The sequence below is a fragment of the Pinibacter aurantiacus genome (assembly GCF_019130065.1).
Lineage (GTDB): Bacteria > Bacteroidota > Bacteroidia > Chitinophagales > Chitinophagaceae > Pinibacter > Pinibacter aurantiacus.
The window spans coordinates 254,226-276,544 of sequence record NZ_JAHSPG010000006.1; the positions used below are offsets into that span (position 1 = coordinate 254,226).

At 43.5% G+C, this 22,319-nt stretch carries 20 protein-coding genes; 2 read left to right on the forward strand and 18 right to left on the reverse strand.

Annotated elements, in window-relative coordinates; genetic code table 11:
- Positions 1-122: 122 nt before the first annotated feature.
- From KTO63_RS10540 to KTO63_RS10625, 18 genes are all read right to left on the reverse strand, one after another.
- Entirely contained in the window at positions 123-605 is a 483-nt protein-coding gene (locus KTO63_RS10540; RefSeq protein WP_217791242.1) for a group II truncated hemoglobin, read from the reverse strand.
- A gap of 123 nt (positions 606-728) precedes the next feature.
- Positions 729-1,358, reverse strand: a complete 630-nt coding sequence (locus tag KTO63_RS10545; protein WP_217791243.1) for a DKNYY domain-containing protein — start codon at positions 1,356-1,358, stop codon at positions 729-731.
- 60 nt (positions 1,359-1,418) lie between these two features.
- The gene (locus tag KTO63_RS10550; RefSeq protein ID WP_217791244.1) at positions 1,419-2,192 is read right to left on the reverse strand and encodes a hypothetical protein; all 774 of its coding nucleotides are present in this window, start codon (positions 2,190-2,192) and stop codon (positions 1,419-1,421) included.
- Between the two features lie 23 nt (positions 2,193-2,215).
- Positions 2,216-2,689, reverse strand: coding sequence for a nuclear transport factor 2 family protein (locus KTO63_RS10555; RefSeq protein ID WP_217791245.1), 474 nt, complete (start codon positions 2,687-2,689; stop codon positions 2,216-2,218).
- 75 nt (positions 2,690-2,764) lie between these two features.
- Entirely contained in the window at positions 2,765-3,355 is a 591-nt protein-coding gene (locus tag KTO63_RS10560; RefSeq protein WP_217791246.1) for a hypothetical protein, read from the reverse strand.
- Between the two features lie 46 nt (positions 3,356-3,401).
- Positions 3,402-3,950, reverse strand: a complete 549-nt coding sequence (locus KTO63_RS10565) for a hypothetical protein (protein ID WP_217791247.1) — start codon at positions 3,948-3,950, stop codon at positions 3,402-3,404.
- A gap of 181 nt (positions 3,951-4,131) precedes the next feature.
- Positions 4,132-5,037: an alpha/beta fold hydrolase gene (locus KTO63_RS10570; protein WP_217791248.1), complete on the reverse strand. Its 906-nt coding sequence runs from the start codon at positions 5,035-5,037 to the stop codon at positions 4,132-4,134.
- 106 nt (positions 5,038-5,143) lie between these two features.
- Positions 5,144-6,127 (reverse strand): WG repeat-containing protein, encoded by a 984-nt coding sequence (locus KTO63_RS10575; RefSeq protein WP_217791249.1) that lies wholly within the window; start codon positions 6,125-6,127, stop codon positions 5,144-5,146.
- A 26-nt stretch (positions 6,128-6,153) separates the two neighbouring features.
- A complete protein-coding gene (locus KTO63_RS10580; protein WP_217791250.1) occupies positions 6,154-6,531 on the reverse strand; it encodes a cupin domain-containing protein in 378 nt (125 codons plus the stop codon).
- Positions 6,532-6,558: 27 nt separating this feature from the next.
- Entirely contained in the window at positions 6,559-7,122 is a 564-nt protein-coding gene (locus KTO63_RS10585; RefSeq protein WP_217791251.1) for a hypothetical protein, read from the reverse strand.
- Positions 7,123-7,237: 115 nt separating this feature from the next.
- Entirely contained in the window at positions 7,238-7,804 is a 567-nt protein-coding gene (locus KTO63_RS10590) for a DUF1877 family protein (protein ID WP_217791252.1), read from the reverse strand.
- A 160-nt stretch (positions 7,805-7,964) separates the two neighbouring features.
- A complete protein-coding gene (locus KTO63_RS10595) occupies positions 7,965-8,216 on the reverse strand; it encodes a SymE family type I addiction module toxin (protein WP_217791253.1) in 252 nt (83 codons plus the stop codon).
- Between the two features lie 333 nt (positions 8,217-8,549).
- The gene (locus KTO63_RS10600) at positions 8,550-8,798 is read right to left on the reverse strand and encodes a hypothetical protein (RefSeq protein WP_217791254.1); all 249 of its coding nucleotides are present in this window, start codon (positions 8,796-8,798) and stop codon (positions 8,550-8,552) included.
- Positions 8,799-8,813: 15 nt separating this feature from the next.
- On the reverse strand, positions 8,814-9,692 hold the full coding sequence (locus KTO63_RS10605) for a trypsin-like peptidase domain-containing protein (RefSeq protein ID WP_217791255.1): 879 nt from the start codon (positions 9,690-9,692) through the stop codon (positions 8,814-8,816).
- A 155-nt stretch (positions 9,693-9,847) separates the two neighbouring features.
- Positions 9,848-11,179 carry an OmpA family protein gene (locus KTO63_RS10610; protein WP_217791256.1) on the reverse strand — a complete coding sequence of 444 codons (1,332 nt, stop codon included), beginning with the start codon at positions 11,177-11,179 and terminating at the stop codon, positions 9,848-9,850.
- A gap of 238 nt (positions 11,180-11,417) precedes the next feature.
- Positions 11,418-16,541 (reverse strand): MBG domain-containing protein, encoded by a 5,124-nt coding sequence (locus KTO63_RS10615; RefSeq protein ID WP_217791257.1) that lies wholly within the window; start codon positions 16,539-16,541, stop codon positions 11,418-11,420.
- 621 nt (positions 16,542-17,162) lie between these two features.
- Positions 17,163-17,900, reverse strand: coding sequence for a LytR/AlgR family response regulator transcription factor (locus KTO63_RS10620; protein WP_217791258.1), 738 nt, complete (start codon positions 17,898-17,900; stop codon positions 17,163-17,165).
- A complete protein-coding gene (locus KTO63_RS10625; protein WP_217791259.1) occupies positions 17,878-18,984 on the reverse strand; it encodes a sensor histidine kinase in 1,107 nt (368 codons plus the stop codon). Before KTO63_RS10625 ends, KTO63_RS10620 begins: the two co-directional genes overlap by 23 nt.
- A 279-nt stretch (positions 18,985-19,263) precedes the next feature.
- Between KTO63_RS10625 and KTO63_RS10630 the strand changes: the two genes are divergently transcribed.
- Positions 19,264-20,469, forward strand: a complete 1,206-nt coding sequence (locus tag KTO63_RS10630) for a TlpA disulfide reductase family protein (protein WP_217791260.1) — start codon at positions 19,264-19,266, stop codon at positions 20,467-20,469.
- Between the two features lie 355 nt (positions 20,470-20,824).
- The gene (locus KTO63_RS10635; RefSeq protein ID WP_217791261.1) at positions 20,825-22,216 is read left to right on the forward strand and encodes a DUF6242 domain-containing protein; all 1,392 of its coding nucleotides are present in this window, start codon (positions 20,825-20,827) and stop codon (positions 22,214-22,216) included.
- Positions 22,217-22,319: the final 103 nt, after the last annotated feature.

Here is a 22,319-nt window from a genome sequence, read left to right on the forward strand (position 1 = left end):
TTACCACTAAGGCACTAAGGGCACTAAGCCCCACTAAGAGTTGCAAAACATTCAGAGAGCCTTAGTGAGGCTTAGTGCCCTTAGTGCCTTAGTGGTGAAAAACCAGTTCATAATTATGAATGTTAGGATTCTATGTATGGTCCCTTTGTTTCGCCCCAGCCCCAGGTTGGCATAGGCGCCCCTTCGTTCATGGGATTGCTTGTTAGCTGGGAATTGATCACTGCGATTCGTGTGCCCCATTCCAGGTATCCAACAAAAGCAGAGCGAAACTCCGGATCGCTTTTGAGTCCGATTTCGTCAGCCGTTTGTATTAATAAATTCATCCAGCGCTGGCGTTGTTGCTCGGTGAGCATTTTGCCTATGTGTTTGCCAATCATCCTGGCATGAGAACCCTGGTCTCCAACCGAATATAATTCTCCTGCTCCGAAAACTTCAGCAACGAAATGAGTTACATGCGCAACGTGTTCCGGCGACATATGTTCGAATAATCCTCCAATCAACTCGTCCTTCAAAACCTTATCATAAAACTTTGTAAATAAAGTTTCAAAAGTTGTGATATCGCCAACCCATTCAAATAGGGTAGGTATTTGTTTATTATCGTTCATGGTGTGTTGTTTAATGGCTTAACAGAAATTATTCAATTTGTTGTTAAGTCAAATTTATGCCATGAAAGGGATAGGTTGCGTGATTTCTTTGTTAGGTATGTTTGTTCTTATTTGCCTGCTTACTCAATCCATGTCGAGTTTGAATCTTTTATTGTTGCCAACAATTGCCGTCACTTCTCCTTTGTTATTAAATAGCTGTTTAGTTTTGGTGGGATTAAACCCTTCGATGATCTGCGTTTCATCATAGAAAAATTTTTTGTCCATACCATACTTGTAATGACCCGCCAGCAGTTTGAAACTTTTGGGATCTGCACCGTTAAGTTTTGAAACCTGCATGCCACCACTCACAGGTCTGTAGTAGTAAACATTGTTTTTATCTTTGGCATACCAACCGTGGAGTGGTTCAAAAGACATCGGATCAACTTCCTGGCAAAAATATCCATTGAAATATTCCACTTCAGTCAGTTGTCCTTTCACATTTCTTAAGCCAATTGTCTTCTCATACAAATGCCCCGTCTCGCTTTTGTAAAATTGATCTTTAATGTGTGTGAGCCGCGGGCTGTCGCTTAGCTCAAATTGAGCAGGGCATTTGCATGTACTGTCATCTGCACAATCTCCATAGTGGCGAGTAATGTTCTGCTCCGCGATCTTTGTGTTGTCGGTTGTTGTTTTTTTATTGTGCACTTGCTGTTTGCAAGCTACAACGATGCAAAACAGGAGCATTGTGACAACTAATATGTATGAGCGGAACATGTTAGTGGTTATTTTTCTCGTAAATAATAGGGGATAGCGCTGCAGAAATAGTTTCGTGGATCATGTTTCTGCCGCAGGTTCTGGCTTTGTAAATGAAATTGCCTGAGTTGCCGCGCTTACATTTCCTGATTGGTCAAACAGCTGAAATGTTACTTCGAAATTTTCTCCGTCTTTAAAGAGAAATGCGCCAGAACACATCCCATGTCCCACTTTGGCAAGACCGTCTTCGATGCGTAAAATGTAGGTTGTTGATAAGCCTGTTGTTTTATTTTTTACAGTTGCTCTGGCAAATAGTTCAGATTTATCCTGTCCCGAAAGGTTGAAATAAACAAAGGTTTCAGGGCCACAACCATATTGAATGAAGGTCTCTTTATCTATCTTTGGTGAGCCGTTCAACACCGGAATTTCATTGTCAACTGTATCAGTGATTTTAAAACTAAGCGGTTCCAATTTCTTTGTTGAGTCATTGTAGGTCCTGGGGCCATCCTCATATTTCGGCAGGTTAGCAATCTCGAGGGAATAGCGTTTGCCCACCAGCAAACCTGTTGCCGGTTTTAATACAACCTGGGTTACCCACATTTCCCCTTTTAATATTTCAACGACATTGAGTTGAACCTTCTTGTCTGATGATTTCAGATAAACGGGATATTTTCCATTCAGGTCAGCAACTAATGGCTGACTTAATGAATAGAATTCCAGGACAATTAATCCGTTCTTGTTAAGCGTTGGCCTTTGCGACAAGCAAAAGATACCGTTAGTGCCACACTTTGCAAAGGCCACATTTGTGCCGACCAGTGCTACAAGGATAAATGCGATCAGTTTCAAAGTTTTCATTTAGTAAGTGTAAGTTTAATTTTTTATTGCTGAGGTGCGCCAAACTTTGGAGAGTCTTTTGACATGGTGCCCTGCCAGCTGGTGTACATCCATTTGCCATTGCGTTTTACAAATACTGCGGTGTATAAGAATTCCACCACCAGCATGTTGTCTACATACACCTGACCGCGGCCATTGGCGATGCCAACGTTATCATAGATACGAATCTTTTTGTCGATCAATTTGAGCGTTCCAATTTCCACCATTTTTAAGCGGGCAGTATCGGCGAAAGATTGCGCCTTGTCTGCCGTTACGTCATCTGCGTTGATGGTAAAGAAGTCGTCGGCAACATCGGTTTTGTAGTATTCTTTATAGCGAGTGAAGTTCATGTTCTTAAACATTCGCGCTTCGGTTGCCTCTACTTCTTTGATTTTGGCTGCGTCTGTGGAGTGTTGTGCAGTAAGGTGCAAGGAGCATAATACGAAACCTGCGAGGAGTAATAGTTTAAAGTGTTTCATTAGCTTTTAGGTTTAATTGAATGCCATATATGGGTTGAAAAAAGCGGTTATTAGAGACGGTGTGTTTCGATAAAATTATTTCTTTTTAGATTTTATCAGTTCATTAGCCACCTTGTTTCCTGCGTCAATAAGCGGTGCCCAGATAGATGCCGCGGTTCCAATATTATCCAGCTTTTCATCGGCGAAAAAAAGGCCCTTGTTTGTTAAGAAATAAAATCCAACATAGTTTTTTCTGGGCAGCGGCGTGTACTCTGTTTTGGAAGTCTTATCGATGTATGTTTGAGCAGTGGCAACAAATTTCTTTGCAGCATCGCGAACATTTTGGTCAGTTACTCCGCCCATGATACCGCTGCCATTGCTTAAATAGAAGCTCGCATCTCCGGTTTGAAAAGACGCAAAAGAACCAAAACCCGTGCCCATGTCCATGTCCATTAGCACGCCGTAGACAATCGTTTGATCGACCGGTAGAGACAGGTGCAATTTTTCCGGAGTAACACTTAGTGCAAGATGTCGCAGGCCCGCGTATGGATTGCTTTTGTTTTGTGCTGGCAGCGACGTGTCTTGCGCAATACCGGTTGTAATATTCCTGGAAAAATTTTGTCCACGGGCAGAGTAATAATGTGCCCAGCAAACAGAGAATATTGCGGCTAAATAAAGCATTTTCATTAGCGGGTTTTTGAGGTTTTGACCGTCTTAATTGTAAACGATAATATTATTGTTTTACAGGCACTCCGAGGCTGCGGATCCTCACCTCGTTATAGTTCTTAATGTTTTCATCGGTCTTTGTCAGGAGTTTCACTACTACCAAACGCAGCTTTTCTTTTGGGTTATTAACTTCGTCGACAAAGACGTGAAATACATTGTTTTCGTCAACAAGGTATTTGTCATAATCAGCATTGACGATGCCGCCGTCGATCATAAAGAGAACAGATTTGTCGGCAATGTTTGTGTATTTGAACTTAAACTCATTCAGGCTAATTAGTTTAGGTACGTAATTGGCTTTGGTTGTTATAAGAATTTTTCCATTGTACTGAACGCCATTAACAGAGTCGATCTCTTTAAGGACGGTTATGTTTTCTATCATTTTTATGTTGATGCTTTGCAGCGAGCTGCCGATGAACTGGCCGTTCAGGTAGTAGGCGGGTTGCTTTATCTGTGGCAGGTTACTGGAATAGCTCACTTTTATGGCGCTGTCAGCGGTAGTTTGAGCATAACTTGTTGCGCCCGATGCAATGAGAAGGAACAGGAAAAGGTGTTTCATTCGTTTGAGTTTGTAAAGTTTAATGGTTGTGTGTACCGAAGCCTGATGTTTGTTTTCTTCTAATTACATAAGACCGATAGAAAATTAATTCACTTTCTCGCGTAAAGCAACAGGGATGGGCAATTATTTCAATCCGTTTTCAACTTTCCCCGCCTGAATAATATCAGTCGGGCAGGAACTTTCAATTTTCCACTCTCAGAATCCAGTCTGCACAGTCATTTGGTTCAAGAATGTTCCAGGTATGAAAACCCTTTCCTTTTGTGGTGATGTACTCAGCTCCTTTATTAATGCCCGAAAGAAATGTATTTAGTTTTTCAAGATCAAATGCGTTGATGTCATCAAACTGCAATTTGTCGCAATACTTGTTTCGTACAAAATCGATGTCAGGTTCACTGTACAGGCGCACCGGAATATTTTTGAGAAACTTTGCATTTCCGCCGTCGGCAGCTGTTGCAAGGAACGCCGAGTGCTTTGCGTAGTTCTCAGGATTGTCTTCGGGCGTGCCCTTCAAAGCACCGAGTAAATATTTCTTAATGAAATCTCCTTCCTTTTTTATCAGTTTGTTTTTGCAATCGTAGTTGATCTTGTTTTCAGCGGAGCGATACATGCGTGTGAGATCGAGAGGCGGGTCTATGGCGAAAACTGCTTTCAGGTGGTGTGCCGTATCAAGACTTAAAACATGCTCTGCATAACCGATGGCAATGGCTCCGCCTGCGGAGAGCCCGCCAACAATGAGATGCAGATGATCGGAATGGTAGCGTTCCGATTGAATCCTTGTTATTTCGTTTAATTCTGCAATGGTAAAATCGTCTGCAAACAATGTTTGGTGCAACTGCGGCACGATGGTAACAAATCCTTTTTCCAACAGGAGAGAAGGTAGTTTTGTTTTTTCAAAAATGCTTTTGGTGCTTTCGCCCCAACCGGGAAGGAGAATGAGAATACCTTTTATGTCCTGCGCTGGTTCAATGTAAGAATAGGAGAAGTTCTCGTTGTTTACTTTGCCGTTGCCGGTTTTGATCGTTTGGGCACACAACGATGCCGTGCCTATTAACAGATTCAGAAAAACGATTGTAAGAACACGAATCATTGCGGTAAACGGTTTTATTTGGTGTACTCGGCTCGTTTGTTAATGCCCGGACGAAACTGCAATAGTTTTTTCCGGCAAATACTTCTGACCGCTGTAGGCTCGGCGATCATTTAGTTTTCAAGTTTATTTTTTGGTAATGTTCACCGTTGAATACAAGCACTTCGTTATCGTTCAGCAGCTCGACTGAGCTATAAGTGCGATCCAAAACATCTTTACCGCTCGAATCTAACAGACCCTGCATTTTGTTGATCTCGTATACAATGTAGCCGGATTTCCAGTCAACGAATTTATCGTATCTCGGTGCTGCGATGACTTTGCCATTTTGATCCACCAATCCTTTTTTATTTTCCTTTTCTACAACAAAAGTAGAAAGATGACCTACGGCATAAAGATCACAATCTTTGCAAGTAAAAAGTTGTTTGTTGCGCTCGTTCAGTAACACGACTGATTGACTGGTTTTGGCAATAAACCTGTTTTTTATACCTGGCATTTTTATTTGGTCATAGATAAACGGAACGACTATGGTCTCATTTAACTTCATTACTCCATAGCGGCCGGAATCGTTGCTTGTTGAAACATAGCCCGCATCAACTTTGACGGGGCTGTTGTATTTGAAGCCGATGACTGGTTTATTGTTCAGATCGAGCAGCGCCCATTTTTGATTCTCGCTTACACTCACAAACTGCTTGTCCTGTACGATGAAATGTATTGCGTTGTACTCCAGCGGAACAATTTCCTTTCCCTCATCATTAATAAAGCCATACAGGCCGTCTTTTTCCACGGCTATTAATTTCTCATCCACCCAGATGGACATGTTATTGTAGAGGTCAGAGATAAGTTTGAACTTGCGATTAATGATGGCGCACTTACCGTTGTACCGCACCCATGCAACGCCGTTAGGTTGAAAATCCCGCGCATCATCATAATCAAAACCGGAGAGGTTAACCCATTTATTATTTTCGTTAACGACGTATGCAAACTTATGGTTATCGCCAACCATAATTCTAATATCCGGAGTGTCCTGGCTGTAAATTTTTTGAACTGAAATCAGCAATGTAGAAAGGTAAAGTATCTTTTTTATCAGTGTCATTGTAAGGGGTTGGATCTTATAGGTTGTTACTGCCGCAAATTAGTTATTTTTTGTTCCACACTGATCACATGCATATCCTGTGTGCCAACATTCTGTAAAGCATGCGGTGGAAGCGCTTCCACCCAATTGGCGGCTCCCGGCCCGGGCTTTTTAGCAAGCGTTCTCGTATCGAGCATCACATTGCCGTTGTCATCAAACCTCACAAAATCCGACCAGCTCAAAATGTATGTAGACGCCGGGTAGCGATGTGTATGAATGGCCGTTGTTTCGCCCGGAGGAATGAGCGTATCGAGCACACGCACAAATTCGTTTTCAAATAAAAGCTTGTGGTGCTGCGGCGCTGCGATGAGGGCGTCGAGAGAATCGGGGTATGGCCAGGGATCGCGAGATACTGGGGAATCCATGATTGTAATTTTAAGTTAATCGATATTTCATTTCAACTCTACTCCTTGCAGTTCAAGCTTTTCAGCGCCAGGCAAAACTCCAAGGCTACCGATTTTTTTTATCGCCAGCTTATTATGAATGTGGTTTTTTAATTTTCTTGATGTTGCCGCAATTTCCTTCCAATCCCATGCACTTACTGGTTCATTTAGCGATTTTTCGTCTTGCCACTTTAGCGCTCCTTTTTCACTAAAATGTCCAATATGAGATAGGTTAAGCTGATTGTTTTTTAACCCGCCAAAGTATAATTGAATGAGACCCCAGCCATCCGTTGCGTATCGAAAAGTATGGCCGTTACAATGCTTTGGATCAAGACTTATTCTCCGGAAAGTAGGTTTGCCGTTGTGTCTTGGCGACCATAATTGAAATGTTACTGAAAATTTTGCTCCGTTGGTGAGGTCGAATTTCGATGATATATCTTCGCTTGTTTTGTATTCGGAAATTTGTTGATCAGGGGCGGAGCTTACATCGTAGACATGTAAGTCTGTGTCGTTAAAAATGAAATCAAGAATGTTTAGTTTGTCTTCTTTTTCAGCGAAAAAATCGTATGTCATTTTACATGTTAACGTTGTTCATGAAATAATGTTATCTGCCGCTTAGCTTCACAAAGATGTGTAGATACTTGTTGCGAAGGTTGTTTTTAAACAATGCTTCGCTACCTTACGAGCTCTATCCCACAAAACACAACAGATAGCTGTTTGTCGCACTTGCATGGTTGAACAAGTCCTTCAGCGCTTGATAATCCTGCAAAAAATGTTTTTTATTAAACGCCTGGTTTTCTTCTTTGTCGTCATTCCAGCAGCATGGATATATGCCTTCTCTGTTCAATTCTTTGTAATCGAATTGTTCTGAAATTTCTTCGTTGCCAATATTGTTTAACAAAGAGGAGATCTGTTTTACCTTCTCCGGTGTGAGATAGGCGACGGGCGGCCTATCGAAATACCCGTCGAAGTCAATATCATCCGTGACGTCGCGGAATTCCCGTGCTTCATCTGCATCAGGAAAAACGTATTGAGAAGGCCCTCCAATTTGAGATTCGGGGTAGAATATCTCATTGATTAAATTCGATTCCCCATTGCTGCGTCCTTTGGCAAGAACAAAACGTAAACCTTCGTGTGTGCTTTGAAAGCTCAGATAATTTTTTATCTCACGAACAGCCTCAAACGGGTCTGAATTACCTTCCAACGCTACAAATTCGGTGTTGTTAATTGTATAAAAATTTGCAATCTGGCTCATAGTTCGATGATGTTGCTGGTTTTAATTTTACCCAATGCTTCGCCAACTCACTCACAAGTGAGGGCTCAAAGGTTATTTGTGAACTTAATATATTTTTTTGAAGCTTGCCAGTGGGAGAGAAGAAAAAAGCCCGCAAATAATTTGCAGGCTTTGAGGTTAATTAGTTCTCCCGTTCAATAATTAGTTTGTTTTCGCTTACGGTAATGTTTACATAGTGTTCTGGTAAAAAGCCTGCTTGTTGCAACCATTTCCCACATAAACGCAGGTAGGGGAAAGTAGAGTTGGTTTTGTTTACAAAAATGAAACTGCTGATTTTTAAACGGCGAATGTTTGATGGTTCCTTGGGCTGCCGTTTTGGCTTGGGGGTAGTTGCCAGCTTGCGTACTCGCGGCTTCTTTTCAATAATGTACATTGTTCAAAAGATTAAGGCGGCTAAAAATAAAATACGGTTTTAGCCTTTCCCGTTGAACTTCACTTATTAACAAGCAGCAGACGCATTAACGGACTGCACGGGGGTACCAAAACCGCGTATATTTTACAAGCGAACACAAAGAAGTGTTCGCCGATTGTAAAATTGAGAATTAGGATGTTAATAATTGAAGTTCGCTGCGAATGTAAGGAGGTGATTTTTTGAAGTGTTGTGGAAAAGGTCAAAAGTTCAAAGTACCGTAGAAGATAAAAGGTTTCTTTGATGAAGATTAGAAAGCAGTTCCTTAGGAGGAGAAAAGATGTAGCGGTTTTCGAATTAACGGGCTTTTGAACGTCTTACTTTCCGCGCAAGCGATTTGTGACTATGCACCGAAGAAGATAATTTTTTTGCTTCCAAAGGTCTGCCCATCAAGTCGAAACTATTTTTAAACGGGAAATGGTCTGTTTGATCTACATAGGACTTTGTAAAATAATCACTCCAAAAAATATTCGATGCAGTTGCGTCTTCAACCACAGTAGTCTTTGAGTTTCCATTTTCCACGTTAAAATGTAGGACCTGTGTCATGAGTGCAAATTTAGGTTAATGAGTTTGAAAAGAGACGTTTATTTCTTTAAGGAATGAAGTTATTGTTATAGAGTGAGTTCCCCACCCAACATTCAAATATTGATTTTTAAGGTGTTCAACTTCTTTTGAATTCTTTTGATTATCGCCAAAGCCTAACTTTAAATGATGAGTTTGACTTTGAATTGCCCAAATTGTGCCATTTACATCAAATGTTGGCCCACCACTCTGTCCTCTTAATCCTGGCGTTGATGTTTCAATAAACATAAGTGGATAAGGCTTAATTCCATTGTTTTCAATATCGACAGTACGAGTATAAATACCATCTATTGGAAAGATTGGAATTGGAAGTGAGCCTGGAGGAAGAATAAATCCCTTTTGCTCGTCAAATGTTGGTTCGATAGAGTGGAACGGAAAGCCGAGCTTGCAAAGACTTGTGCCTTGCTCCATTGGATCATTTGGGTTTTTGAATTTAGGATACGTTTTTACCTTGGATTTGTCAAAGTTTTTTAGTTTCCCTACAGCAATATCGCAATTAGGGATAGCAAAAAAATTTTCTTCTATTGCTAGACCTTGCCAACCAAGCCAAACAGAATAGTCGGTAATTGAATCCGGAGGTATCTTTTGACTATTGAGCTGTTGGATTTTGACATGTTTTTTGAGACTTGTATCGTTTTCTATTGCAAGCCTTTTTTGGAGTAGTGCTTTAAATTCCCCATTAGCAGATCCGAGCTTGTTCAGCTGTTCCATAATATGAAAAGCTGTTATAAACCAACCATCTTCATTTATTACTACAAAAGTTCCGATACCTGCGCTGCACTTTCCATTTGAAGTCCTATGCGAAATAATAATTGGAAACGTGAATTCTCGTGCGATGGAACATGCGTTGGCAAACATTAATCAAGTGATTGTTTAAGAGTTAATAAAATACTAGACTGAATTAGCGTGTTGCAATTTCGCTACAAGACACACTATCATGTGAACTTAATATATTTTTTTAGAAAAACAAAAAAGCCCGCATCTCTGCGGGCTTTCATATCACTCAAAAATTCTTACAACACCGTTATAACAACTCTTCTATTAATCTTTCTGTTCTTCTCGCTTGTGTTTGGCACCAGTGGTTGTGTTTCACCTTTGGAGCTTACGTCGATACGGTCGGCGGCGATGCCTTGTTTTTCAAGGTAGGCTGCTACTTCCTGCGCACGTTTGAGACCTACTTTATAGTTGGTAGCGGCAGAAGCAATATCGCAGGTGTGGCCAACGATAGCTATACGCATGTCGGGATATTTTTTCATAATGTCAGCAATGCTGTCAAGGCGGGAGTTGAGGCCCACTGGAACAGTAGTGCTGCCGATTTTTCCAAACTCAATAGGTTGTTGCACCGTTGCTTTTTCTGCGTCGCTAATGGTTGGAGCTGGAGAGCTATCAGGTACTTGCACCGCTGGTACAGGTTCTACGATTTTCTGTGTGTCTTTGTTAGCTGCTGGTGGAGGCAGTTCCTTTAGTGTAAGGTCAGGTTCGGCATGAATATCAGCCGGTGCCGGTTTCGATTTTTTGCGGCCAAAACCAAGCTTCACTTGCACACCAAAAGCAATTGGTTTTGCGGAGCCCGTACCTTCCATGTTCAGCACAGTGCCGGGTGCAATATTGTTTACACCTGTCGCACTGTATGGTAGCATGGAGCCGCTGGCGTCTTTCTTGTACACGTTGGTTAGGCCGTAGTCTGCGTACACACCTGTGTAAAGGCGCATACATGAAGAGATCGGGAAACTCACACCTGTTGCAAGGCTTGCCATGGCGCCGGGCTTGAGGTCGAGGTTGTGAGTGCCACTCCAGTTTTGAATGGTGCCAAAGCCGTGTGCAGGCAGCTCTTTCAGTTCCACGTTCATATCAGGATAGTAGCCGGAAACTGCGATCTGGCTGGCAGATGCTTTTGCTTTTCCGCTAAATGGCAATATGAATTTTGCACCGCCATTGATGTACCATTGCGTTTTTTCTCCGGTGGTGTGGTATTGCAACATCAGCGGAACGGTTACCGCCCAAAAGGTTTGTTTCTCCTGGTAGTTCGTTGTTTTGATGTTGTATTGAAATGCCGAACCCGCGTCATCTACCTGGAAGGAAGAGTAGGGCAGCTCGCCATTTAGCGTTGCTTTTGTGGCATAGTATGCGCCGTTGATGCCGGTTAATACATTCCAGTGTTTTTGCACGGGAAACATATAACCAACGCCCAATGCACCACCAGCCTGTGGTTTGGCTTTACCACCGGGAAGGTCGTAATGCAATCCCTGCACGCCGCCGTTTACTTCGATGCTCAGTTCCTGTGATATTGCAGTGCCCGTGATGGCCAACAGGCCGAGTGACATTGCGAGCATTTTTCTGTTCATCTATAATGATTTTAATTTTTACAATTTTTAATTCCTGGATGCAGGTTCGTGAAACCGCTTTTTCAAATTTCAGCAAGTTTACAACCTGTACCGAAAGACCGCTTGTCATCCCGACGAAGGAGGGATCTGGGTGTTTTCTTTAGCAGCATTTAAGCGCAAGACTCAGATCCCTCGTTCCTCGGGATGACAAGGAACATTCTTTCAGTATTTCAAACAACTTCTAATTCCTAACTCCTGTTTACTTCACCAGCAAGTTCACGCTCGCTTTTGCTCCATTCTTCAACAACAGCGTTATGTAATACAAGCCGCGTGCAGATGGCGCTGTGATCGTTTGCGTTGCTTTCACGTTGGTGATCTCCTGCTGTATCTTGCCCGACATATCTACGATCGCCATTTTAGCGCCTTGCAATGCGGCGTCGGTATAGGTGCATGTTACGGTTGCGCTGGAACCTGCTGTTACCGGGTTAGGGTACACTTTAATTCCGGCAGTAACTGTAGCACTTCCATTTAATGTCAACGGACATGATTGTATTGCTTCGCCGTTTTTGTCGGTAGCAATTACATAGTATGTGCCGCTCAGCGCACTTGGCTCGCTATAGTAAGCTGAAGTTTGGCCAGACACCAAGCTGTTGTTTTTGTACCATTCCCACTTGGTGTAGTTGTTGCTGCTGTTGTCAAACATCAGCACATCGCTCCAGTGTTGTCTTACTGCAGAAGCTGATCTGTAATTCACATTATTGGTTACAGAAGGCGCCGCAAAGTGGTTGGCATCACCCGCCTGAGATGCAGTGATCACAGCATGTCCCGGCAGTACCGGAGTAAGTGAATTGCCACTGATGGTTGCAACGTCTGTGCTTGAAATACCATAGGAAATTGTAAGGCCGCTGTTCACTGTTGCATTCAACTGAACCGGTAGTATATCTGTTGTACAACCTATTGTTAAATCCTGCACCCAGGTAATTACCTGTGGCGCTTTGGTAATGGTAAGGTTGTTGCCAACATAACTGATGATATAATTGCTACCTGCGCCAACCGTTCCCTGTTGGATCGCGTAAGTACCTGCATTTTCTCCGGCTACTCTTGTTAAGCCGCCGGTAATCACGCTTGTGCCATCGCCGTTTTTCCAACCTGTTGCAACGTAAGTCAACGCAGGATCAGCCGTGCCGTAAACTTTTGTTTGCGCGTTGGCGGTAATGGTTAGCGTTGCAGGAGTAATCGTGAAATTGCCCGCAGTATAAGTAATGATGTAGTTGTTGCCGGCGCTCAGTGTATTTTGATTGATCGCGTAGCTGCTCACATTCTCTCCAGCGATTCTTTTCAGCAATCCGGTGATCACACTTGTGCCGTCACCATTTACCCAACCGGTTGCAACGTAAGTCAACGCAGGATCTGCATCACCATATACTTTGGTTTTGTTTTCTGCCGTAATGTTTAATGGAACGGCAGTTATTGAAAGATTACCCGCTACGTAAGTGATGTTATAATTCGGATTAACTGCACTTGCTGCCGTGATTGGATAGTTGCCCACATTACTTGCTGCCGTTGCAGTGGTGGTAATGGTTGGAGCGGTGGTAAGACTTGAAACGCCATCTCCATTTACCCAGCCGCTATACGTTGCGGTAAATGTTGGAAGAACTGCACCATAAGCTTTGGTTTTGTCTTCCGCCGTAACGGTCAACGCTGCCGGAGTGATCGACAATTTTCCATTTACATAGATGATGGTATAGTTTGCGTCGGCTGCTCCGCTTGCACCAATTGGATAATCGCCTACGCTGCTCGCAGCGGTGGCAGTTGTAGTAACTGTTGGTGCTGTCGTCAGTGTTGTCGGATCATCATTGTTTACAAAACCACTGTAGTGAACAGTTAACGCCGGATTGTTTTCTCCGTAGATTTTTGTTTTATCATCCGCAGTGATGGTTAGCACTGCAGGGGTTACAGAAAGATTGCCTGGCACGTATGTTATGGTATAGTTGGCATCAACTGCACCACTCGCTGTAACAGGGTAATTGCCAACTACGCTTGACGGAGTAGCAGTGGTGGTGATTGTTGGCGCAGTAGTAAGGGATGAGGCATTTTCGCCATTCACAAAACCAGTGTAGCTGGCCGTTAACGCCGGATTGTTCGCTCCGTAGACTTTTGTTTTGTCATCTGCCGTAATGGTCAATGCTGCCGGAGTTACCGAAAGGTTACCCGCAACAAAATTGATGGTGTAGTTAGGGGCTACTGCCTGTGACGGTGTGATAGGGTAGTTGCCTACAGGGCTCGATACCGTGGCTGTAGTGGTTACCTTTACCAAAGTGGTGATATCACTCTCATCATCTCCATTTACCCAGCCATTGTAAGTAACCAGTAACGCGGGGTTGTTATCGCCATACACTTTTGAAGCATCATATGCAGTGATAGTCAACGTGGCTGGTGTTACAGAAAGGTTACCCTGCGCATAAGTAATGTCATAGTTCGGAACTACAGCACCGCTTGCAGTTACAGGATAATTACCGACTGCGCTTGCAGACGTAGCTGTTGTGCTTACAATAGGCAGGGTAGTTATATCAGAAGTATTGTCTCCATTTACCCAGCCGCTATAGCTTGCCGTAAGTGCAGGAACATTTGCTCCGTAAACTTTCGTTTGATCATCTGCAGTGATGGTCAATGCCGCATTGGTTATTGTAAGGTGTCCCGTTTGATAACCGATGGTATAGTTTGGATTGACAGCGCCACTTGCAGTAATAGGGTAAAGGCCAACAGCGCTTGATGCAACCGCTGGTACCGAAATCATTGGCGCCGTTGTAAAGCTGGACGCATCATCACCGGCTACCCAACCGTTGTAACTAATTGTTAGTGTTGGAATGCTTGCTCCATAGACTTTTGTTTTGTCATCTGCAATAACGGTTAACGGTGCGGGAGTGATGTTGAAGTTTGCACCTACATAAGTGATAGCATAATTGCTGCTTGCTGCTACTGTTCCTTGCGTGATGGCATAAGTGCCTACGTTATTACCTGCAGCTCTTACAACATTACCTGTAACTACATCCCCGTTTACCAACGCTGAAGAAGTGAATGTTAATGCCGGATCAGCGGTTCCATACATTTTGCTTGCGGCCGCTGCTGTTATGGTAAGAGTTTTCTGATTGATTACAAGTGTTTGCTGTGCATCCACCGGTGCGCCGTGATTAACGTCTCCTGCTTGTGATGCTTTGATGACAACATTTCCCGCTGCAATAATATGTACTTTGTTCCCGCCAACAATGGTCGCTATGCTCGTATTCATACTTGTATAAGTGATGGCCGGTCCCGGGTTGGTGCTTGATGCGCTCAACGTAAGATCTGCATCACCATAAGTGCTCACAGGTAAAGCCGACAATGTGAGTGTTGGCAAACTGTTTACAGTCATGGTGTATCCTCTGCTCCCGGTGTATGGTCCCACGCCGGAGGACGCATCAGTGGCTGTAATGGTGAAAACGGAAGGGCCGCTTGCAGTTGGTGTGCCAGATAAAATACCAGTTGTTGGATTTAATGTTAGACCCGCTGGTAGTGTGCCGGAAGTAACTGCATATGAGTAGGGTGAAGTACCACCGGATGCTGTTACAGTAGTGGCAGTGTAAGCCACGTTTTGATCACCCGCTGGCAGTGTGGTTGGTGAAACGGATATAGTTGGAGCTCCCACTGTTATCGAATAATTCCGCGTTGCTGTTTTTGCGGTAGCGTCAGTAACTGTCACTGTGAAGTTAAAAACGCCGCCAGCCGTCGCTGTACCTGATATTATTCCCAATGAAGGAGACAAGGTTAATCCAGCCGGCAGAGAGCCTGCGGTGAGGGCGAAACTATAAGGTGTTGTGCCGTTTGATGCGCTTAATGTTTGGCTATAAGCTGAAGCGATAGCCGGTGCCGGTATCGTTGACGGAGAAATAGAAAGCAATGAAACGGTAAATGTGTTTGTATTGCTGTTCACACTCGTATTGCCCGCCGCATCGGTGGCTGTTGCTTGTACATTATGCGCACCTGATACCAGTGCTGTAGGTTGTACTAAGTTCCAGTTGCCGCTAGCATCGGCAGTTGTAGTGCCAATTGAAGAGCCATCAACGATAACGTTTATGGTGGTATTCATTTCTGCAGTACCGGTATAAGACGGTGTGGTCGTTGTGGAAGTTCCTCCGTTTAATGGAGTTATTACCATCGGCGCGGTTGGCGCAACGTCGTCAATGGTCCATGTATAGGTTGCTGGTGTTACGCTTGTGTTGCCAGCTGCATCTTTTGCCATTACATAAAACGTGTGAGTACCTGCGGCCAGGCCAGTATAAGTCAGTGGAGCCGTAACTGTAATATAAGCTCCGGCATCCCGGTGTGCTTGAAAAGTTGAAGGTGTTTCGCTACTGGTAAATGAGAAACTTGCATTTGTGGAATTAGTAAGTGCCGGTGGCGCTGACGTTATAGTTGTGGTTGGAGCCGTTTTATCAATTTGATAAAAGGAGGTTATTGAGTATGGCGCATTGGTAGGAACGCTGCTCATTCCTGTGCCGTTTACAACAAGACTTATACCTCCATCGCCGGAGCCGGTGTTAACTGTTACGGTGTAGGTCGTACCGCTTCCGCTAACACTGCTAACACTGGCGCCTGATAAACCTGCCATTGTTAAATCAAATGCGGCCGCGGTAACGTTTGTAACACTTGTACTAAATATTACCTTGTATGTAACGGTTGATGCATTGGTTGTGTGCGGGGATGTTTCAGTAACACTGCTAACAGTTACGGGAGCAGGGGTGGTGAATGACAGCTGTGGCCCGTAAGCTGTACCCGTGGCATTGGTTGCGTATGCCCTTACATAATAAGTTGTTCCCGGAGAAAGGCTGCTTGCATTTACAGAAATTGCGCCTGTGCCGGTACCGTTGGTCAGCTTAGTATCATTAATGTCTGGGCTGGAGCTTGTGCTGTAAACAATTCCTTTTTCCGATACTGGTCCATTACCTGCGAAGCTTACGTTGCCTGTCATGGTTGCCGTTGTAAAGGTGACACTATTAACCGCGCCGGTTGTTACCTCGGCGGCGGCCAACACCGTAAGCGTCGACAGCGCACAGCCCGCATCCTTGTACCAGTTGCCTGTACCCGAAGAGTAAGATGTGGGAATATCCTGAGTGGAAAGGTTATGGTATCGCAGATCGCCTGCGTTGCCCAGCATAAGCATCCACGTACCGCCAACAGGATATAAGTGCCAGGTGCCCTGGCTACCACTTCCCGAAAATTCGGAGCCGCTCCAGTTAAGCGTTACTGTTGATGTCTCGTTACAGTCCGTAAGTTTCACGCTTTGGGAAAATAGCGAACTGGTGAGTAATAGTAATAAGATCGACAAGTAGAGTTTTTGTCTCATATAAATGGGTTTGTCAGCCTTGATAAAGGCGTACTATAATTGTGACTAATTGGAAACAGAAATTTGTATTGAATTGTAGTGGTGCGCCCTGCTATAGTCGCGGGTTGGTTTCATATCTGCAAAAAATGGAGAATGACGGCATGGCGTACACGATACTGCTATGCTGCCAAAACCGGGTTTGGGTGCGGTTAGTTGTCATGGTTTAGGTTGATTATATTAAAATAACAGGCTATACGTGCCCGTTAAGCGCTGCAAAGAAATCCAAAAAAACGGAATAGTACTATTAATTTTTCGGGACAGTACGCAAGTTGTTAGTAGATGGTGTAAAAGTTCGCGTGTGCGTGTGGGTGAGGAAAGAGAAGCACTCAGATGACGCTGATTGGACTGATTTACACAGATGTTTTCTTAGTGAAACTTAGTGCCCTCAGTGTCTTGGTGTTGAAAAAACTCTCCGGCATTTTCGCTGTTCATGGTTTACAACAAACTAAAAGTTTGACGTTCGAAATATTTACCACTTAGGCACTAAGGGCACTTAGCCGCACTAAGGGTTTACACGATTGTCTTCAAAATGTTTTGCTGCCAGCCCAAATTTCTAGTTCCTAATTTCTAATTCCTAATTTCTTAGAAGTTCCGGTACTGCTTATCAATAAACTGGTGAAACTCTTCCCTGTAAGTTTCTCCGATGGGGAGTTCGAATGTATGTACGCGAACAGTGGTGCGTTCAATCACATCAACATAATTCAAAGAAATGATGAACGATTTATGAATGCGAATGAACTTATACGGTCGCAGCTGGTCCTCGAATTTTCTGAGGTTTTGCAGCACCATCACTTTGCCCTTCGTGGTGTGAATGGTAACATAGTTGCCCGAGCCTTCGAGATAGTAGATGCTATCCAGCATTACTTTGATCATCCGGCTGTCAGACTTTACAAAAATAAAATCATCCTTTTCCGGAGAGAGGAGTTGTGATGGTTGAGTGGACAACGGGCTTTGCTCTGCGCCACTGATGGAGCGAACTTTTTTTACCGCACGTTCAAATCTCGCGAAAGAAAAAGGTTTCAATAAATAGTCCACCACATCCATTTCATAACCCTGCAAAGCAAAATCAGGATAGGCTGTGGTTAAGATCACATTGGTATTTTGTGGCAGTCGCTGCGCAAGCGTAAGGCCGTTGATGCGGCTCATCTGTATGTCGAGAAACACCAGGTCGAATTGTACTTTGCCGGCACTTATGTCCTGCAGTGCTTTCGCTGGATCTTTGTAAACCTGCACCAGTTCAAGGTCGGGAATGCGCTTGGCATATTCGGTGATTACGCCGAGTGCATTTGCTTCATCATCAATCGCGATGCATGTTATCATAAGCTAAGTCAATTTGAAGTTCTGCAATATATTTTCCGTCAAGTTCCTGTAATGAAATGGTATGATGACCGGGATACAACAATGAAAGCCTGCGTTGCAAGTTTGGCAAGCCAATGCCGCTTGTCGCATCTTTCACTTTTCCTTCATCAATTACATTTTCTACGCGGTACAACAGTTGTTTGTTTTTGATGGCAATTAATGCAGTGATGGGGATTTCTTCAGTGCCCAATTGACCGTGTTTACAGGCGTTTTCAAGAAAGGTACTAAGTATCAGGGGCGCAATCATGCATTCTCTGCCGGGCTCATCAATATCGGTTCTAAGTATGATCACATCATCTGTAAAACGGAAAAGATGAAGTTTGATAAATTGCTTTAAGTATTCAATCTCTTTGTGCACCGACACCCTCTCGTCTTTGTTGTGTAAAACATAACGCAGCAGATCGGATAACTCCAGCAGTGCATCTGCCGTGGACGCTGACTGTATTAACGCGAGATAGTAAATATCATTAATAGTGTTGAACAGAAAATGTGGATTGAGCTGGTAGCGGAGCAATGCCAGCTCGGCACTTGTTTTTTCCTGTTGTAAAATTCTTGTCTCCCTGTCTTTCACGAACCAATCTCTCATATACGCATATCCGATTCCAAGCAACAGATACACCAGTACACTCACACTGGACCAAAGCCACGCAATTGGCGATAGTTGTAATGTAGTCATTCCCATCGCTTTGGCGCCTGTATTAATGATTGGTTTAACTTCCCTTGTAGGTGAAAGCAACCATCTCTGCCCCGCAAGGTCCACATTGGCAAGTACAAATATTATAACGGGTACAATTATAATTAAGGGATAGAATTTCCTTTTGGCGATAAAATATGGAAAGATGACAAACGCACCGAGTGACAACGAAAGGAAACCATTACAGTGGATAAAGAACCTGCGCATAATGACAATGTGCACATCGTTCACTTTCAATAGTGTTCCCGACAAAATATAGAACAGGAACCAGAAGGCCTGGAACATCAAAAACAGCATCACAATCTGCTTGATTTTGCTGCCTGAAGTCGGTTGTGTATTGGTTAAAGGCATGCTGCAAATTATCCATTTATATGAAAGTCGCAACATTTTGAGGGGTAAATCGGAAATCTACAATCGGAATGAGTGTTCACGTAATTTATTGGGGTGTTCACATATTTGACCCAAACCGGAAATAATAATTTGATAATTATGTACTGTCAACGACGGAGCACGAGAAAAGCAAAAATTAAAAAGTAAAAAGTAAAAAGGGTAGCCGCTATTTGGCTTTTTGCTTTTGAATTTTGACTTGCGATAGACGCGTTTGCTTCGCTCACCCAAAAATACAACCTGATGAAATTTTATACAGCCGCCATCATATGCAGTTCACTTGTAGCAAGTGCCAGCGCACAAAACAAGATCATTTTTAAAGGGAAAGTAACCGGAGATACAAAAGGGTACAACAAAGTGTTTACCTACACAGCGCGTGCCACGAAGGACACGGCAATAATATCAAACGGAGTTTTTTCCATTGAGTTTCCGTATGAAGGGCCGGTACTGCAATTGTTCTATGATGAATATGATATCCGCAATAACGGAATGTACCAACCCTATGGTGTTTTGATCGAAAAACCCGGAACCTATTACCTTACAACTGACATCACCAAAGGCTTTCACAGCACAAAGGTAACAGGAGGTAAAACGCCAGAGTTGTATCAATCTTTTACTGACCGGCAGTCTGCTGCATTCAAACAGGTGAATGCAGCGTTGGAAAAGCAATATGGCAAATATTGGTTGCCGGAAACCGATCCTAAAGCAGAAGCACTGAGCAATAGCAGGGATTCGTTGCAAAAGGCAATTATTGTTCCAATGATCATGTCGTTTGTAAAAGAAAACAAAGATAGCTATGTATCGGCCTTTGCAGTTGTTGGTTCTGCAAGAAACATCATGAGCGTAGATGAGCTTGAACAAACGTATGCCATGTTTTCCCCCGCGGTTAAAAAGACAGAGGACGGAAAGAGAGTGGCCAACTATATACAAGGTCTGAAAAGTTCAGCCATCGGGGCAACGGTGAAAAACTTTACTGCAGTATCTCCCGAAGGAAAGCAATTTGATTTTGCTTCGCTGAAAGGAAAGTATGTGGTTATCGATTTCTGGGCGAGCTGGTGCGTTCCTTGCCGCAAATCGTTTCCGCACATGCGCGAAGTGTACCAGACTTTTAAAAGTAAGGATTTTGAAATGCTGAGCATATCGATTGATAAAGACAAAGCCGCGTGGTTAAAAGCTGTAGCACAGGAAAACAATCCGTGGGTACAAACGCTGGATGATAACGCTGTAGCCGATAAGGGCTTTGCTATTACTGGTGTGCCAACAACCTATTTAATAGATCCTCAAGGGAAAATTATTTTAAAAGAAGTGGGGTTTGAAAGTGACAAGAAAGGACCAATGGAACTAAAGCTGGAAGAATTATTCGGAAAATCTGTGCCCGTTGCCGCTACGCAGAAAAAAGAAGAAAAGAAAGAGGCAGTGAAGATGGTGGAGATGAAAGCCATGCAGTAAAAAAATTAGGAATTAGAAATTAGGAATTAGAAAGGTGTACGGTGTACGCGATATGAGCTTGCCTTAGTGAAACTTAGTGTCCTTAGTGTCTTAGTGGTAAACCTTGAAAGTATAAAGCACTGCACACTGAAATCATTTTGGGCGTATCTTCCAGAAGTGTCTCGTACACCGTACTCCGTATATCATACACGGCGCATCGTACACAATCAAAACATTGCTCGCTATAACTATAGACCAAAACCGCCTTATCCATTTCTCTTAACAATTATTGTTTTTGCCAATTGCTAATTCTCTTTAAAAACGGGAACGGGACTTCCTGTGCCTGTATTTTTTGAAAATAAAAAACAACAAAACTATGCTGTCTTATTCCTCCCAAAGCACCCAAAGAGTGTTGGGCATTTTCCTGATTGGTACAACATTGCTTGCTTCCTGCAAAAAAGATGAAGCAAAAAGCAATCTCGCCGGTTTGAGTGAGTTTAGTATTAAAGACGTCAATGTAAGTTTCAAGATCGATGAGACAAAGGCAACCATTGAAAACACAGACAGTTTGCCTTTTCAAACAAATGTTTCTGCTCTTGTAGCCATCTTTAAAGCAGTACCAAATTCAACCACCAAAGTGGGCGAAACGCTGCAGGTATCAGGCACTACAGTGAACAATTTTTCTTCACCAGTAACGTACACTTCCGTTGCACAAGACGGAGTGACAAAACGCAATTATACTGTAAGGGTGAATGTTGCAAAGCTTGATCCTAAAACGGTAGCATGGCAGCAAACAACGGCCAATGGTGGCTGGGGTCCGTACCGCACATCAACTGCAGGATTCTATGGAGGCAAACTCTGGGTAGCAGCAGCCGAGAGCGGTTCGTTTGGTGTTTTCAACTCCGGTTTATTCTCTTCAACAGATGGCATCACCTGGACAAAAGTGACTGCGAAAGATGATGCGACCAACAATGTTCCTTATGCAGAGCGCCAGACAGGTGTGTTTGGATTTAATAATAAAATGTGGCTCGTGGGTGGTCTCGTTCCCGGGATCGGTTTCAACTTCAGCAATGTGACGAACAAAGTGTGGAGTTCAACAGATGGCATTTCATGGACGCTTACCACGCCTGCCACGGGTGCCACAATATGGTCTGCCCGCGAACGTACGGCTGCCGTGGTGTTCAACAGCAAATTATTTGTAATTGGCGGAAACGGTTATCCTGCATTTGGCAACGCAAACTCTCCGGGCACTGCAATGAATGACGTTTGGAGCACTACCGACGGCACTACATGGACAAAAGTGACTGATGCTGCGGGTTTTATAGCGAGGACAGAACCAGCCGTGTTTGTATACGATAACAAAATTTGGGTTGTGGGTGGCAGAGACAATTCAGGTAAATTATTGAATGATGTTTGGAACTCCGCTGATGGTGCAAACTGGACGCAAGTAACAACAACACAGGCATTTACAGAAAGATGGGGACACAAAGTGATCGCATATAAAGACCAGTTGTTCCTGTTTGGCGGCGAGGTAAATTCAACAGATGCTTCTAACGAATTATGGATTTCTGAAGACAAAGGCGTGTCATGGAAAAAAGCTTCTGCAGGTGATGTAAGGGCTTTGCCTTCGGGAGTTGCCGGACGTGCACATTTTAGTTATTTTGTGAACGACAACACCATCTGGATCGTGGGCGGACAAGCGTCAATGCCGGCTCCGGGCACTTACTCATTTATCAACGACACCTGGAAAGGAAAGTTTCCTGAATAAGTAATTAAAACAAAACTGAACTAAAACAAATATTGCTGGTGGCGTTCCCAGCGCCATCAGCAATATTCAACTGCATTTCTATTTAATAATCATTAAGCAATAC

Coding starts and splice junctions, on each gene's coding strand:
- KTO63_RS10540 (WP_217791242.1), bottom strand. CDS start 605: ATGAACGATAATAAACAAATACCTACCCTATTTGAATGGGTTGGCGAT.
- KTO63_RS10545 (WP_217791243.1), bottom strand. CDS start 1,358: ATGTTCCGCTCATACATATTAGTTGTCACAATGCTCCTGTTTTGCATC.
- KTO63_RS10550 (WP_217791244.1), bottom strand. CDS start 2,192: ATGAAAACTTTGAAACTGATCGCATTTATCCTTGTAGCACTGGTCGGC.
- KTO63_RS10555 (WP_217791245.1), bottom strand. CDS start 2,689: ATGAAACACTTTAAACTATTACTCCTCGCAGGTTTCGTATTATGCTCC.
- KTO63_RS10560 (WP_217791246.1), bottom strand. CDS start 3,355: ATGAAAATGCTTTATTTAGCCGCAATATTCTCTGTTTGCTGGGCACAT.
- KTO63_RS10565 (WP_217791247.1), bottom strand. CDS start 3,950: ATGAAACACCTTTTCCTGTTCCTTCTCATTGCATCGGGCGCAACAAGT.
- KTO63_RS10570 (WP_217791248.1), bottom strand. CDS start 5,037: ATGATTCGTGTTCTTACAATCGTTTTTCTGAATCTGTTAATAGGCACG.
- KTO63_RS10575 (WP_217791249.1), bottom strand. CDS start 6,127: ATGACACTGATAAAAAAGATACTTTACCTTTCTACATTGCTGATTTCA.
- KTO63_RS10580 (WP_217791250.1), bottom strand. CDS start 6,531: ATGGATTCCCCAGTATCTCGCGATCCCTGGCCATACCCCGATTCTCTC.
- KTO63_RS10585 (WP_217791251.1), bottom strand. CDS start 7,122: ATGACATACGATTTTTTCGCTGAAAAAGAAGACAAACTAAACATTCTT.
- KTO63_RS10590 (WP_217791252.1), bottom strand. CDS start 7,804: ATGAGCCAGATTGCAAATTTTTATACAATTAACAACACCGAATTTGTA.
- KTO63_RS10595 (WP_217791253.1), bottom strand. CDS start 8,216: ATGTACATTATTGAAAAGAAGCCGCGAGTACGCAAGCTGGCAACTACC.
- KTO63_RS10600 (WP_217791254.1), bottom strand. CDS start 8,798: ATGACACAGGTCCTACATTTTAACGTGGAAAATGGAAACTCAAAGACT.
- KTO63_RS10605 (WP_217791255.1), bottom strand. CDS start 9,692: ATGTTTGCCAACGCATGTTCCATCGCACGAGAATTCACGTTTCCAATT.
- KTO63_RS10610 (WP_217791256.1), bottom strand. CDS start 11,179: ATGAACAGAAAAATGCTCGCAATGTCACTCGGCCTGTTGGCCATCACG.
- KTO63_RS10615 (WP_217791257.1), bottom strand. CDS start 16,541: ATGAGACAAAAACTCTACTTGTCGATCTTATTACTATTACTCACCAGT.
- KTO63_RS10620 (WP_217791258.1), bottom strand. CDS start 17,900: ATGATAACATGCATCGCGATTGATGATGAAGCAAATGCACTCGGCGTA.
- KTO63_RS10625 (WP_217791259.1), bottom strand. CDS start 18,984: ATGCCTTTAACCAATACACAACCGACTTCAGGCAGCAAAATCAAGCAG.
- KTO63_RS10630 (WP_217791260.1), top strand. CDS start 19,264: ATGAAATTTTATACAGCCGCCATCATATGCAGTTCACTTGTAGCAAGT.
- KTO63_RS10635 (WP_217791261.1), top strand. CDS start 20,825: ATGCTGTCTTATTCCTCCCAAAGCACCCAAAGAGTGTTGGGCATTTTC.